Source organism: Candidatus Hydrogenedentota bacterium, assembly GCA_019637335.1.
Lineage (GTDB): Bacteria > Hydrogenedentota > Hydrogenedentia > Hydrogenedentales > JAEUWI01 > JAEUWI01.
In genome coordinates this window covers 55108-69581 of sequence record JAHBVV010000012.1, presented here as the reverse complement: position 1 = coordinate 69581, position 14474 = coordinate 55108, and the positions used below count along the sequence as shown (strand labels likewise).

Genomic DNA, 14474 nt, shown 5'->3' with positions numbered 1-14474 from the left:
CTTGCCGCTCAATACTGGTCGGGTCCCAGCGGAAAGTTGTCGTAGGGGCCGGCGTCAAAGCTGAGCACTTCGCGAAAGTTCGGGAGCGCGGGGTTCGTGCGGATCATGCGCCAGACGCCCTCGGTGTCGCTCCAGGTCGTCCAGACCTCGGCGTCCTCGGTGCGGGGTATGCTGACGGGGACATCGGCGACGAGGCCGGAGCTGTCGGTCAGGAGGTTGCCCGACAGGCGGACATACAGCAGGACGTTGATCTGCCCCGTGGCGAGGTAGTTGGAGAAATCCCAGCGCCGAACCTGCCGGTGCATGCGCATGTGGCGCCAGCGCTCGAGCATCTGCTGGTAGGCGCGGCGCACATAGGCGAAATCCCAGCGCTGGGGATCCTCGTAGCTGGTGGCGTACGCGCCCATGACGCCGTTCAGGTCGCGCTCGAGGAGGGCGCGATCCCAGTTTTCGATCTGCGCGATGATGGCCCGCGCCGCCTCGACGTGGTCCCCGGGAACGCCATCGAGCGGGGGCGGCCACCAGGGCGCTCCGGATGCCGCGTCCGCCGTTGATTCGCGGACCGGCGTGCTATCGGCGTTGGCGAGCAGCGGCGTCAGCACCGCCTCCTCCGCAATGCGGCTTTCGGTGGTGCTGTAGAGCCGGTACTCTCCATAACCCACCGTGCCCGAAATCTCCTCCATCTCCATGGTCTGCGCGGTCACCGCGTAGGCGATCGTCTGGTCCGCGCCCACGCCGGTGTCCGTGTAGCGGTAGGTATCCGAGGGCAGCGTATCGAGCAGGGTGAAGCGTGTTTCCGGCAGCACGCGCTTGTAGATCCGGTAGCCGAGGTCGTTTTCCCGGAAATTCCACGTGAGCACGACCGATTCGCCTTCGCGGCCCGCCTTGAATCCGCGGACGGGCCGGGGGACGCGCGCGACGCTGTAGTCCTGCGGCTCGCGGGCGTTCTCGCGCGTGTTCATCACGAAGATGCCGAAGCCGGATTGCGCCATGAAGGCCGAGCCGCGCCCGATCGGCTCGCGGAAGGGCTCCAGCGCGGCGATCCACGCCGGGGCCGTGGGAATGCTCCCCGCGGGAATAATTTTCGCGAAGGTCTCCCGCGCGGCGGAGGGCGCGTGGGGCGAAAGGAAGGGAATCCAGAAATAATCGCCCCGGTTGGGTACAAGTTCGGCTATCTGGCCCGGGCGTTCCAGGCCGTAGGAGCCCCGGAGCAGGTTGCCTTCGTTCAGCACCGCGTCGATATCCTTCAGATTCAGGTGAAAATCCTCCGGGTTGCGCGCGGGCGCCAGCTGGAGGGCGATGCGCGCGCGTGCCGACACCGACCTGCGCCGCGCGATCGCGGATTTCGCCATGATCTCGCGCAGGGTCGGAAAGATACTCTCGTCCCAATGGTGTCGCGCGGGCCCGTACCACAGGGCCTCCGCATGTTCGAAGGAGTAGACCGTGGCGCCGGTCATCGCGCCGTTCAGCAGCATCGCGCGATAGACGGACGGCGGAATCCGCTCGGGCCCCGGCGCGGCGCCAAACTCGCCGGGCGCCAGGTAGTTCGCGTCCGTATACCACCGGGCGTCGGCGGCGATGCCCCAGTTGGAAACCGCGCCTTCGAGCCAGAGCCCGAGCGCCGCGGCCTGGTTGCTCAGCAGGTGATCGCCGCGCGTGAGGCACGCGGGGATGACATAGTCGCTGCACGCGGCGATCTTTCGGTAAAGCGGCTCGCAGGCGGTGTTGCTCATCAGGCGCGCCCACTGTACCTCGTTCATGGGCAGGTACACGAAGCGCCCGTAGCGGGCGGCGGTCTCGATGACTTCGGCCAGCCATGCGATTACGGCGGGTGTCTGCCCATCCTGCATTCTCGGCGAGCTGTAGAAGCGGAAATCCAGCCCGGCCACTTCCACGCCCTTCACCATCGTATGCGCGGCCAGGATACTCTCCAGAAGCGCGGGATCGAGGCGATCCAGTTGCGGGTTGTCCGCGATGCGAATCACCGCCGGGATCTGCTGCTCCTGGAGCGCCGCCAGGACGGTTTCGAAGTGGGCCTTCAGCGCATTCCCGCCGCCCGGCGCGTCGATTTTGAGCATCGCGTTCGAGGCGAGCGACGCCGGAATCTGCGCCCACGCGCCAAGCACGTGGTCGCGCTGCGCGGCTGGGTCGCCGCGGAAGGCCGGCAGCGCCTGAAAGAGCAGGAGCGGGTGGTCCGGGCTGATCTCCACCGGCAGCGGCGGATAGTCGGCGGCGCGCGCGGGCAGGGCGGCCCCGGCGGCCGCGGCAAGTACGGCGATCAGGGCGAGAAATCCGCGGCGGGCCAGTGGGGTTTGGGAATGCATGGCTGAAATTGTATGATAGCTGCTTCACACGGGACAAACTGTTACGGCGGCGGGGCGGTGGCCAGGGCCTCTGAATGCTATCCCTCGCGCCTTCCGCGGGTTTCCCCCGCGGGGCCGCCCGACGCCCGTTCCCGCGAGGATTGCCGCGTGAAATATCCCATTCCAGAGCCCCTTGAACAGGTCCACCGGCCGCGGGGCGCCTTCCGCGCGCGCCCGCGCTCGAAGGGCCACTATGTCCAGCACTGCAACGTGGTGTATGCCGAGGCCGATGGCGCGGGCCTCGTGATGGACGTGTTTGAGCCCGCCGAGAACGCCAATGGCCGGGCGATTGTCGACGTGATCGCCGGCGCCTGGCACGCGGACCGCGCGCGCCTGAACGAACACATCGGGCTTGGGGCCATCGACGCGTTTTGCGACGCCGGCTTCACGGTATTCGCGGTCGCGCCCGGATCCGCGCATCTCTTCACGGCCGCGCGCATGGCCGCGCACGTGCACGCGGCGATCCGGCATATCAGGGAGAACGCCGGGGCCTGGAATATTGATCCGGCGCGCCTCGGCATCTTCGGCGTCTCCGCCGGCGGGCACATCGCCGCGCTCACCGCCCTGAGCCCCCAGCCGCCGGAGCCAAAATCCCGGCTGCCCTGGTACCGGCATGGCACGGGGGTTGCCGCGGTGGGGCTTTTCTTTCCCCCGACGGATCTGCTGGATTACGGCGGGCAGCCTTTCGATTTCGGGCGGGACTCCGCGCTGCCAATCACCCGCATGCTCTTTGAGGATGGGATACACGGGCACACGAAGAAGGAGATCCGGGAGGCGGCCCGCGCCATTTCTCCGCTGCATCAGATCCCCAAGGACCCGCCCCCCTTTCTCCTCGCGCACGCCACGGACGATGCCGTGGTCCCCTACAGCCAGTCGGAACGCTTCGTGAAGTCGCTGAAGGAGGCCGGGGCGGACGCGGCCCTGATCACGCACAGGGGCGAAGGGCACCCCTGGCGCGGAATCGCGAAGGAATGCGGGGCGATGGCGGCGTGGTTCGCGGATCGGCTCGCGGGGTAGCCGCCGCCCGCAGCTCCCTACACAAGCCAGCCGGTCCGGCGAATACAGTGGGTGGGGCCGGCTGAAAAAGGCGTGCATTTTTCGCGGCGGCTTGCTATGGTAATACGTACTGGTAGATTTGCAGGCAGCAGTGAGCCGGAGGCGGGATGGGTCTCGCCGGGCGCTCCTGCCATGAACCCCGAGAGGATATAGGACCATGAAAAAGCTATTGGCGTTGGGTGTGTGTGGACTCGCGATTGCCTTGTCGATGGTGGCGACGGCCAAGGAAGAGAAGACCGAGCGGGTGGGCGATCCCTACACCCTGAACACCTGCCCGGTGTCGGGCGAGAAGCTCGGCAGCATGGGCGAAGCCCCGGTGATCATTCAGGATGGCCGGGAAGTGCGGCTTTGCTGCGCGGGCTGCGAGAAGAAGTACCGCGAGAACGCGGAGGAAATGAATGCCAAGATCGACGAGAAGCTCATCGCCGATCAGGACGCGCACTATCCCGCGACGACCTGCATCAATTCCGGCGCGGAGCTGAAGAACGGCGGCGTTTCGTTCATCGCCGGCAACCGCCTTTTCAAGACCTGCTGCAAGAACTGCCAGGCGAAGGTGGAAGCGGATCCGGCCTCGTTCATGGCGAAGCTCGACCAGCAGGTGATCGAGGCCCAGAAAGCGGATTACAAGCTCACCGCCTGCCCGGTCTCCGGCGAAGCGCTGGGAGACAGCCCGGCCGAGGTCGTCGTGGCGAACCGCCTGGTGAAGCTCTGCTGCAACGGCTGCAAGAAGGGCGTGGACAAGGATCCGATCGGCCTGCTTGGCAAGGTGGACGCGCAGTAGGCCACGCGCAAACGAATGGTAACGGGCCGGTTCCAGCTTCGGAACCGGCCCGATTCATTTCTGGTGCATTTTGATATTACCGATGAATTACGAGCGCTATGGAGCGGGCCTTCAGCCCTCATCACCAGCTGGGATCCCTTTGCCTGGGCCGATGGCCCAGGCTGGTTTGAAGCTGGCCTTCGGCCCTGAATTTCGGAATACCATTTCTTCTGCGCCGAAGGCGCCCGATCATATCAGCCTGGGCCGGAGGCCCAGGAAAAACGACGACGATTTCGGCCAGGGCTGAAAGCCCGTATCATAACGGATTTCCGGCGAACTGCTAAAATCGAGGCTTTTCTACCTTCCCCACTATCGAGGCGCGGTAATACCAGAACAGCACCCTCTATTTTTTCCCGTCTCAAGAATGGCCGAATGCTCAGGCGCTACGCCGGTTTCCCCAGGGGCCGGTGATGGCCAGGGTGATGCCATCGGCCTGGATATTCACGAAGAGCGTGCTTCCGTCCGGGCTGAAGGTCGCGCCCGCGAACTCTGAATTGCGCGCGGTGGCGTTTCGCCCGAACTTGTAGATGCCGCCTTCCGGCGTGACGCCCACCAGGAACTGCTCGCCGGATCCGTCCTCGCAGATGATCAGGTCGCCCCAGGGGCTCACGGTGATGTTGTCGGCGTTGTCGATCAGCCCGGCATCGCGGGATTCGACGCTCAGCTCGAGTTCGCCGGGCTTCCCCTTTTCCTCGGGCGTCCCCTCGAAGCGGCTTGGGTAGTAGCGCCAGATCTGGCCCTTCTTGATGGGGCCGCCATTGGTGCACGCGAAATAGACTGAGCCGTTGCCGTACCACATGCCCTCGCCGCGCGCGAACCGAGCCGCGCCGGCCTCAAAGCCCTTGAGGCGCATGTCGTCCTCGGCGGAAAACGTGTCTTCGATATCCATCCACGCAACCGCAATCCGCTCGCCGGTCTTCACCTGAACGTCCTCGTCCCAGTTGCGGGTGTCCGCGCCGGGGCGATCCCGGAAAATCAGCGCCTGTAGCCGCCCGCCACGCGCCAACTCGCCGGGGACGTTGGGAATAAACCGATAGAATAACCCGTCGTGGCGATCCTCCGTCAGATACACGCAGCCGCTCTCCGGATCCACCGCCACGGCCTCGTGGTTGAAGCGGCCCATGTCCTTCAGGGCCACGGGTTCCACCAGGCCATCGGCGGCCGCGGGCACCTCGAAGACCCACCCGTGATCCTGCTCGCAGATATCGCCCGCGCGCTGCACCGTCTCCTCGCAGGTCAGCCAGCTGTCCCACGGCGTCGGGCCGCCGGCGCAGTTGCGGCTGGTGCCCGCCAGGCTCATGAACTGCCGCTTCACTTCGCCGGTCCGGGTATCGAAGTGCAAGGTAGTCGTGCCGCCGGCCGACGGGGACGCCCCGAATCCGGGATCGAACAGCCGCGAGGCGTCGATCTTCTGCAGACGCTCATTCTGGCGGCCGAAGCCGCTGGCGTCGGACCCTGGCGAGAGCTCGTGGTTGCGGATCAGCACGGTAAGCCCATCGGGTCCGCTGAACGCCGCCATGCCGTCCGGCGCGCCGGGAACCACGAGGCCGTCGTCCATGGGATCGCCCGCCCAAGAAACCACGCGGTAGGTGAACCCTTCGGGCAGGTCAATGATGCGGTGCGGATCGCGGGCGAGCGGCCCGAAACCCGCGGGGATCTCGGCGGCGGAAACGCCCGCGAAGGCCGTACGGAGGAAGAGCGCTTCCAGGCCCTGAAAGCCCAGGGAGACGGCGGCCGCCTGTTTGAGAAAGCTCCGGCGGGAACCCGTTTGTAGTGACTTCACGTGCGGTACTCCTTGTTGTTGTGGCCGGCTCGGAGGCGCGACCGGGCAGAGCGACTCGCCTATGCTATCACTGCTGCGTTTCGTTGGCGTCAGGCCGATGTTAACGCTCCGTAAGCGCCCGGTCAACCCGGCCCCTTGATGCGCTCGAATAATGGCTGGGTCGCGGGCAAAGAGGCGGAAACTTGCCGGCGGCGGACAGGGCGCGCCACATTGCGCCCGCCACGCGCCCGCGCTGTAACGTGGTGTATAATGGCGTTACCGTGGCCTTAAACAGAGGAGCCCCCCATGGAAGCGATCGTAACGGAATCTGGCGACGTGCGGATACCGGAGGAATTGCGCCGGAAGCTCGGCATTACTCCCCGGACCGTCCTCGAATTTCACGAGGAGGACGGCAAGCTGGTGGCCATCAAGGCGGTCTGCGAAGATCCCGTGAGCCGCGTGATGGGATGCCTTCAGTCTGATCATTCTACCGACGAACTCATGGCATATGTTCGCGGCGCCAAATGATTTCCGCCGTTGATACAAATGTACTGGTCGATGTCTTCAAGATCGACCCCGTATATGGCGAAGCGTCGGCGAGATTGCTTCGCGAGTGCATCAATGATGGCCCGGTTGTCGCCTGCGAAGTCGTTTGGGCCGAACTCGGGGCCCTGTTCCCTTCCCGGGAAGTGCTCGACGAGAACATGGGCATTCTCGGAATCGGTTACTCGCCCGTGAATCGAGATGCCGCCCATGTCGCCGGCCAGCATTGGAAACGCTATATTGATCGGGGCGGTTCAAGGCAACGGCTTATCACGGATTTTCTCGTTGCGGGCCACGCCGCGGTACAATGCGACCGGCTCATTACCCGGGATTACGGATTCTATCGAGACTATTTCGCGGAACTTACCGTGGTGTCCCCATCATGAACGGCCAGGGTGGCTTTTCCAGTTGACGCACCGGATCTTTCAAGGCGGAACGGTCACAAACTCAAATCATGCGCGCGAAAAAACACGCCGACCAGCGCCTCCTCCAGGCTTGTCTCGGGAATGCCGTGCAGCAGCACCCGCACGGTGTTCTCCCGGTGGTAGATGACCGCCATGTCGTGAATCTGGAGCTGTAAATACGCCAGCGCGCCGGAAGTCTCCACGAGGCGCGCGCCGGGCTCGCCCTCGTGCAGCCGCATCCCGTTCATTTGCACTTCCACGCGCCAGCCGTTTGCGGGCAGCGGTTTCTTGAAGCCCAGGCGCAGCGCCGCCCACGCCACCGCCGCGCGCCGCGCGGGATCGGCGTAGTCCTCCCCGACGTAGAGCGTGAAGGCGGCGGCTTCCCCCTCCCGGATGACCGCCGGAATCTGCTTTTTGTACTGGTACGTGTTGGTGTAGTCCAGGTAGTACCCCGGGGTAATCGCATAGATCGCGTCCGCGCGCGGAGCGTAGTGCAGTGGCGGCAGGATCATGCTGTCGCGCAGTATCTCGTGCGTCCAGGCATCGGCGGGCAAATTGAAGTTGAACAGCTGAACGCCCGCCGCGCCCTGGTCCCGGTAATTCGCCATCGCACCGCGCCACAGCGCCGGGGTGACCTGCCGGGACGGGCGCCCGGCGTAGTCCTGCGCTTCGGGCGCTTCCAGGAAGGGCCACATGTACGACGTGCGCGGGTAGAGGCTCGGGTACACCTGCGCGCCGGACGGCGCACAAAGCTCGACCAGTTCCCGCACCGGCATGTCGTGCGCCAGGGTCATCAATTGCGACGGCAGCACCACATCCACGATGCGCGGGTCCAGCCAGTCCTCGATGCGGTAGCCCATCCGGTGGCAATCGGCCAGGCTCGGCGGCACGCGCACGAACACATACAATGCCCGCCCCTGGCGCGCCTCGGCCGCGTCGAGCCGCGCGCGAACCTTCGCGATCAGCTCGGTGACCAGATGCCCGCGCTCGTAGCCCTTATCCTTCGGAAAAATCATCTGGAACCGGTTGAAATCGAGCTCGATACCGTCGAGGATGTCCTCATAACGCGCGATGACTTCAAAAATAACGTCCAGCCGATATTGCCGCACTTCCGGATGCGTGAAATCGAGCAGATTCCCGTAGTGCGGGTCGGCGGGCTGCGGCGATTCACCGATTTTCATCGTCTCGTGGTGATCCAGCCAGAATTTGCCCGTGAGCGGGTAGTCCACCGGGTCAAAGATGAAGTGATCGTCGTTCATCCGGTAGGAGGGCACAAAATACATCCCCAGTTCCTTCGCCCGCTCGCCCGCGATGCGAATGGGGTCGACGCCCGCCGCCATCCCCGCCTGGACCTTGTGCGCCCAGGACCCGAACTCCGCCTCGTACTTCTCCGGGATCGGCCGCCAGCCCCACGTATTCGCCACCGCCGTCGGGTAGTACAGAATCTCCGATCCCGCGCCCACGCTCCACGCCAGGGTCTTCACCGGCGACCCTGCCAGGGAGTCCACCTGCGCGAGCAGATTCCGCACGGACTCCGCCGGGTCGAGGCTCGTGAAAGAGAGGTCGCCATCGTCATTGAGGATCACGCCGAAATCGGGCAACGCTCCGGCGCCGCAGGGGAACACCGCCGCCAGGGCAAGAAGCAGGGATACGAGGAAACGCATGGGACCTCCACCGGGTTGAGCACGTCCCGGAGTGTAGCACGGCGCCGCCGGCCGCCGGGAGCGCTGGGGATGCCCGTCCGCCCATCCTTCTGCTATACTTCCTTCCACCCCCACATGACATCCCCGAGACGCACCATGACCCAGCTTAACAGCACCCAGCGCAAGTACCTCCGCCAGATCGGCCACCACCTCGACCCCATTGTCATTATCGGCAAGCAGGGCGTCACCGACATGCTCGTGCGCGCCGTCACCCAGGCCCTCGAAGCCCACGACCTCGTCAAGGTGCGCTTCAACGAGTTCAAGGACGAAAAGCGCGCCCTCGCCGAGGAAATCGAACGCCGGACCGGCAGCCACATCGCCGGCATGATCGGCCACGTTGCGCTCTTCTACAAACAGAACCCCGACGAAGAAAAGCGAAAAATCGAACTCCCCCGGGGCAAGGCCTGAGAATCGCCTCAGGGGCGCGGACACTTCCAGGGGACTGGCTCCCGCGACAAATGCCACCTCGGCCGCGAAAGCGCCGAGACCAGCCAATTCTCGCGGGTGCCTGTACCCGCCACAATTCATGGAATCGGCCCCGCCCGATACGGTATCCTAAGGGGGTCTCAATACCCCCGTAACCCCAGCATGAATAAGGCCGTTCCATGTCCGCACCGCAAGAAGTCATCCTCTCCGGCATCCGCCCCACCGGGCGCCTCCACTACGGCAATTACTTCGGCGCCATCCACCACTTTCTGCGCCTCCAGCAGACCGACGCCACCTGCTACTACTTCATTGCGGACTACCACGCCCTCACCACGGTCACCGAGAAGACCGCCATCTACCGCAACACCCTCGACATGTTGCGCACCTACGTTGCCTGCGGGCTCGACCCGGCCAAATCCGTGGTCTACCGCCAGAGCGACCTCCCCTGCACCGCCGAGCTCGCCCTGCTGCTGGGCATGATCACCAACATCGGCCACCTCGAGCGCGGCACCACCTACAAGGACAAGTTCAGCAAGCTCCAGGACGACCCGAAGATCGACGGCAACCCGCTTTCCTACGGCCTCCTGGGCTACCCCGTCCTCATGGCGGCGGACATCCTCATCGTCAAGGCCGACGTGGTCCCCGTGGGCGACGACCAGCGCCAGCACGTGGAGATGGCCTGCGACATCGCCGAGAAATTCAACGCCCGCTTCGGCTGCGAAGCCCTCAAGCGCCCCCGGGCCGTCGGGCGCGACGCCCTGCGCCTGCCCGGCCTCGACGGCTCCGCCAAAATGGGCAAGAGCGACAACAACACCCTCGACCTCCTCGACGACCCCGCGGCGGTGAAGAAGAAGATCATGTCCGTCGTCACCTCGACCGACCCCCTCCCCCTCGACACGGAGAGCAACGACCCCGAGCAGGTCATCCACAAGCTCCCCGGCGGCCTCAGCATCCTCTACCGCCTCCTCAACCTCGTCGCCCCCGAGGAAGTCTACCTCGACTTCCTCGACCAGTACCGCCAGGGCGGCAAGTTCTACGGCAACCTCAAGAAAGCCGTCGTCGAGCACGTCAACAACTTCAACGCCCCCATCGTCGAGAAGTTCAACGACCCCGCCAACAATGACGCGTTCATCGAGGATTTCCTCCGCGAAAACGCAAAGAAGGTGACGCCAGTCGCCCTGGAAACGGTCGAAGCCTGCCGCGAAGCCATGGGGATCGGGCGGAGCCTGTACCGGGCGTAGGGGCGGACATCTTACGCAATCGCGGTCTTCAGATCTTCTCGAAACGCCGTGAAAGACGGCATTTCTATCCGGCCAGCGTCGACTCTTCCGTCCATCACAAGCATACACAGCAGTTCGCGTGTGGGCGTTGCTCCCAGTCGGTCTGCCAATTCCTTCTTCAAGGGGCGTTGTGCGTTCGGGCTACCGGAACGTTCCTCCAGCGCTTCACACCGTTCGTAGGGCTGCTCCTTGAGCGCGCAGAGGAGCCAGGCCTCGGAGGTGGGCCGCGGTATCATGGCGACTCCGCGCGCGAAGCCCTCTTCTTCGAACCCCGCCCTCGTGGCGTCTCTCCTTGCCCTCCAGAGGGTTGCCGAGGTGGCTTGATGATCATCATTGTCGCGAAAGAGAATCGCCACGACCTCCTCATTCGTCTCCCCCGCCCACGCACGCGACAACCGCGCCAGGGCCCGCGCCGAACGCCGGAAGTAAAGCGTCCCCTTCGTTCGGTGCGGGCCCGGAAGACTTGGGCTCCTTCGCCTCGCCTTGAGGTCACCGATGGCGGCTTTCAGGGCGGTTCTCGAAACGAGCCCGCAACACCCGGAATCAAGCGGGGAGTACGCATGCAAGTGCTCAACAATCTGGCTCGCGAGGAGCATCATCGGCCCGGGCTGGAAGCGATCTCCGGTACAAATCCGGTCGATATCGCTACATGCCCCGCAATCCGTGCTCCCCTCACCGCTGAACAGAAAATGCATCTACGCCCCCGCCACCGCCGCGTTCAGTTCCTCTGCAAGTGACACGAGATTGGTATCAACAAATGCCTCGCCCGGCCCCATGACCTCGAGCTTCTGGCCGATGGATGGAATGTCGAAGAAGCGTTTGGCGCGGGTGCCGCCGTCGGGCCCCTTGTAGAGGAACACAACGCTCTTGCGGGCGATCTCGTCCTCCAGATAGTTCAGAATCATGGGGCTGTGGGTGGTGACCATGACTTGCGGTTGAGCGGAAACAAGTTGCCCGATCAGGCCTTCAACGAACTCGGCGTTAATGCCATTCTCTATTTCGTCGAATAACAGGAAACGGTGCTGGCTACGAAGCTCCGCAAGGATAGCAATGAAGCGCAAGAGTCCATCATTAATGTGGCGCGAACGCGTGTGCAGATGCGATGCGGGGTCATAGGCTTCCAGGAGCAGTAGTTCCTTCCACCCGCCCGGAAGGTTTTGTACTGTCAGTTTCTCCAGGTGTGGGTAGAGATTCTTGAGCTCGGCAACCATGTCCTCCAATGCGCCTCTGGGAAGAGAATCCAGGTAGGTAGCCAGGTGTTCGCCACCATGTCCGATGGAGTCCCGCGACTGTCGGTCGCGGCGGCGCAGGTTCTGAGGCGAGAGGGCATCAAAGACCCTCGTCGCTCTCAGGAAGTGCTTCAGGACGCGAATATCCTCCGCAAGTCCCTCGTCCTTAAAAGCATTCGTCACCGAACCCCGGTAGGCCAAGCGTCTTGTACTCACTGAAATATTCTCTAGTTTTCCACCTTCCTCTATGAGCGGCAGGGTTGCGAATGAATTCTTCGACGATCCGGAAATTGCACCCGCTCCAATGTTTTCTTCCACGCAACGCTGTTGCTCAACGGCGTAAACACCAGACCAACTGGCGCCATCCGAAAAATGAATTTCGAACTGAATTTCCGAACAACCCGGGCCTGCCACGTCTCCCGGCTCCCATTCCCGCGCTTCAAACCACTTCTCCACGTCGCCCGCAAGTACATGCGAAATAAAGTCAAAAAACTGTAGCACCGTGGATTTTCCGCAGCCGTTCATGCCGATTAGACACGTAAACGGCGCGAGTTCCAGTTCAAAATTCGCCAGAGACTTGAAGCCGCTGACTTGAACCCTCGTTACTTGCATCGGTGAACCTTTCCCACATGGCCGACCCCTATTATGCCACATATCGCGGCCCCATCAAGCCGCCAGCGAACCCCCGGAGTTCCCACCCCCGCCCAAAACCCAGGGCAATCGCATTTAAACTCGATCTCGGTATATGGGCGTAAACTTGAGTCGATTTGGAACCTTGAATCAACGATAGTGAGCGTTTTGGAGCGCCGGCATCTGTGCCGGCAAGGTCCCAGATTCGCCGCAGGCGAAATGCCAGCGCTCCAACACGCGCCCTTTATAGCATTGAAGGTGGTTCATGTGGCGCTCGGCTCGAGTTGGACGTTTAAACGCGATTGCCCCCGTCCAAAACCCCGCCGCCTTAGACATACGCCGCCGCATTTGTTAAACTCCCAACGCATTTATTATGAGTATAAGCCGCCAACCCCTAATCTCCACGGGATGACTACCCATGACGACGGATAACGCCACCGAAACACGCGAGAAGATTATTGCCGCAAGAAAGGCGGGCCCGCGCGCGACGCTTGGGCTGTATTTCAGGCTTTCGGGCCCCGGCTGGCTGCAGAGCGCCATCACGCTGGGCGGCGGATCGCTCGCGGGCAGCCTCTATCTCGGCATCATCGGCGGCTACGAAATGATGTGGCTGCAACCGCTGATGATGCTCTTTGGCATCGTGATGCTCAGCGCCATCGCGCAGGTCGCGCTTTGTTCCGGCGAGCGGCCGTTTCGCGCGCTGAATACGCACGTCAGCCCGGTGCTGGGGTGGGGCTGGGTCATCGCGACGCTCCTGGCCAACCTGGTCTGGGCCATGCCCCAGTTTTCGCTCGGCGTCGCGGCGATGCGCCAGAATCTCGGGCTGTTCACCTTCAACGGCGGCAACTATGTGGCCACCGTGCTGTTGTTGGTCGCGGCGGCGGTTATTGTCTGGCTGTACGACAAGAGCGGCACGGCCTACAAGGCCTTCGACATCGTCTTGAAACTCATGGTGGGCATGGTGGTCGTCAGCTTCTTCCTGGTGGTCCTCCTGCTGACGCTGAGCGCCGACGGATTGCCCTGGGGGCGCATTTTCGCCGGATTCATCCCCAATCCCGGCCTCATCTTCGCGCCGGCGGATTCCCTGATGCCCCTGGTGAACGCCTCGTTCGCCCCGGCCTACTGGCACGAAATGATCGTCTCGGCGCAGCGGGATCGCATGGTCGCCGCCGCCGCCACCGCCGTGGGCATCAACATGACCTTCCTCTTGCCCTATTCCATGATGAAACGCGGCTGGGACAAGGAATTCTGCGGGCTCGTGAAGTTCGATCTCGCCACGAGCCTCTTCATCCCCTTCCTCCTGGCCACCAGCTGCGTGGTGATCGCGGCCGCCTCCCAATTTCACGCGGTCCCCGAATCCGGCCTCGCCGAATACCACCAGACCCCCGTTGAATCCCGGCCCGATCTGCCCGCCAAGCTGGTCGAGGCGTACGAGGGCAACCTGAACGACATGCTCGCGGCCAGCGGCGGCGGGCTCGCGCTGGAAGAGGCGCCCGAGGCCGACCGCATTCTCGCGGCCACGCTCATCCGGCGAGACGCATTCGATCTCGCCAACGCCCTCGAACGGCTCGCCGGCGAACGCTACGCGCAGGCCCTCTTCGGCATCGGCGTCGCGGGCATGGCGATCTCCACCATCGTGATCCTCATGCTGATCAACGGCTTCGCCGTATGCGAAATGGCCGGCAAGCCCCTCACGGGACGGCTCTACCGGTTCGCCTGCCTGCTGCCCGGGCTCACCGGCGCATTCGGCGCGCTGTTCCTGTGGTCCGGAGAGGCCCAGTTTTACCTCGCCGTACCCACGAGCAAGTTTGGTATGGCCCTCCTGCCCATCGCCTACATCGCCTTCTTCTACATGATGAACAGCCGGCGCCTCCTCGGCGAAAACATGCCCACCGGCTCGGCGCGCCTCGTGTGGAATCTCCTCATGATCGTCGCCATCGGGCTCGCAATTTCCGGCGCCGCCATTTCCATCCTGAACGACAACGCGCAAATCCCCGGCACCGGCATCTACGTGCGCCATATCGCCATCGCGCTCGTGATCGGCCTGGTCATCCTCGGCGTCGTACTCCGGAAAAGGCAGAAGGGACTGGCCGGCGCATAGGAAGAGGGAAAGTCGCGATTGAGGAAGATGCACGCGGCGTGAGATGCTTCCGGCGTCGAAACGGAGCTTGGATCATTCCGATCAAACCGGCGACCCAGGGACTCAGGTGTTTCTTGCCTGAGACTTGCCCCGGCCGCCTGCACCGACCAGAAGTGCT

General features: G+C 63.7%; 12 protein-coding genes. 7 read left to right on the top strand and 5 right to left on the bottom strand.

Going from position 1 to position 14474, the window contains the following annotated elements:
• Window positions 1–8: 8 nt before the first annotated feature.
• Complete coding sequence (locus KF886_14255; protein MBX3178520.1) at window positions 9–2324, bottom strand: hypothetical protein; 2316 nt, start codon at window positions 2322–2324, stop codon at window positions 9–11.
• Window positions 2325–2471: 147 nt separating this feature from the next.
• Between KF886_14255 and KF886_14250 the strand changes: the two genes are divergently transcribed.
• Window positions 2472–3380, top strand: a complete 909-nt coding sequence (locus tag KF886_14250) for a prolyl oligopeptidase family serine peptidase (protein MBX3178519.1) — start codon at window positions 2472–2474, stop codon at window positions 3378–3380.
• 196 nt (window positions 3381–3576) lie between these two features.
• Window positions 3577–4200, top strand: a complete 624-nt coding sequence (locus KF886_14245) for a hypothetical protein (GenBank protein MBX3178518.1) — start codon at window positions 3577–3579, stop codon at window positions 4198–4200.
• 415 nt (window positions 4201–4615) lie between these two features.
• Here the strand turns inward: KF886_14245 and KF886_14240 are convergent, their stop codons facing one another.
• Window positions 4616–6022, bottom strand: coding sequence for a DUF839 domain-containing protein (locus KF886_14240; GenBank protein MBX3178517.1), 1407 nt, complete (start codon window positions 6020–6022; stop codon window positions 4616–4618).
• A 285-nt stretch (window positions 6023–6307) separates the two neighbouring features.
• Here KF886_14240 and KF886_14235 point away from each other — a divergent pair, with 285 nt between their 5' ends.
• On the top strand, window positions 6308–6529 hold the full coding sequence (locus KF886_14235) for an AbrB/MazE/SpoVT family DNA-binding domain-containing protein (GenBank protein ID MBX3178516.1): 222 nt from the start codon (window positions 6308–6310) through the stop codon (window positions 6527–6529).
• The gene (locus KF886_14230; protein MBX3178515.1) at window positions 6526–6930 is read left to right on the top strand and encodes a type II toxin-antitoxin system VapC family toxin; all 405 of its coding nucleotides are present in this window, start codon (window positions 6526–6528) and stop codon (window positions 6928–6930) included. Before KF886_14235 ends, KF886_14230 begins: the two co-directional genes overlap by 4 nt.
• Before the next feature lie 53 nt (window positions 6931–6983).
• Here KF886_14230 and KF886_14225 read toward each other — a convergent pair whose 3' ends face one another.
• Window positions 6984–8612: a hypothetical protein gene (locus tag KF886_14225; GenBank protein MBX3178514.1), complete on the bottom strand. Its 1629-nt coding sequence runs from the start codon at window positions 8610–8612 to the stop codon at window positions 6984–6986.
• Between the two features lie 135 nt (window positions 8613–8747).
• Between KF886_14225 and KF886_14220 the strand changes: the two genes are divergently transcribed.
• Both KF886_14220 and trpS read left to right on the top strand, forming a co-directional pair.
• Entirely contained in the window at window positions 8748–9059 is a 312-nt protein-coding gene (locus KF886_14220) for a YhbY family RNA-binding protein (protein ID MBX3178513.1), read from the top strand.
• A 197-nt stretch (window positions 9060–9256) separates the two neighbouring features.
• Window positions 9257–10318, top strand: coding sequence for a tryptophan--tRNA ligase (trpS, locus tag KF886_14215; protein ID MBX3178512.1), 1062 nt, complete (start codon window positions 9257–9259; stop codon window positions 10316–10318).
• A gap of 11 nt (window positions 10319–10329) precedes the next feature.
• On the opposite strand, the gene KF886_14210 is transcribed toward trpS, so the two are convergent.
• The gene (locus tag KF886_14210; GenBank protein ID MBX3178511.1) at window positions 10330–10593 is read right to left on the bottom strand and encodes a hypothetical protein; all 264 of its coding nucleotides are present in this window, start codon (window positions 10591–10593) and stop codon (window positions 10330–10332) included.
• 459 nt (window positions 10594–11052) lie between these two features.
• Entirely contained in the window at window positions 11053–12198 is a 1146-nt protein-coding gene (locus KF886_14205; GenBank protein MBX3178510.1) for an AAA family ATPase, read from the bottom strand.
• A 436-nt stretch (window positions 12199–12634) separates the two neighbouring features.
• On the opposite strand from KF886_14205, the gene KF886_14200 reads away from it, so the two are divergent.
• On the top strand, window positions 12635–14317 hold the full coding sequence (locus tag KF886_14200; GenBank protein ID MBX3178509.1) for a divalent metal cation transporter: 1683 nt from the start codon (window positions 12635–12637) through the stop codon (window positions 14315–14317).
• Window positions 14318–14474 lie beyond the last annotated feature (157 nt).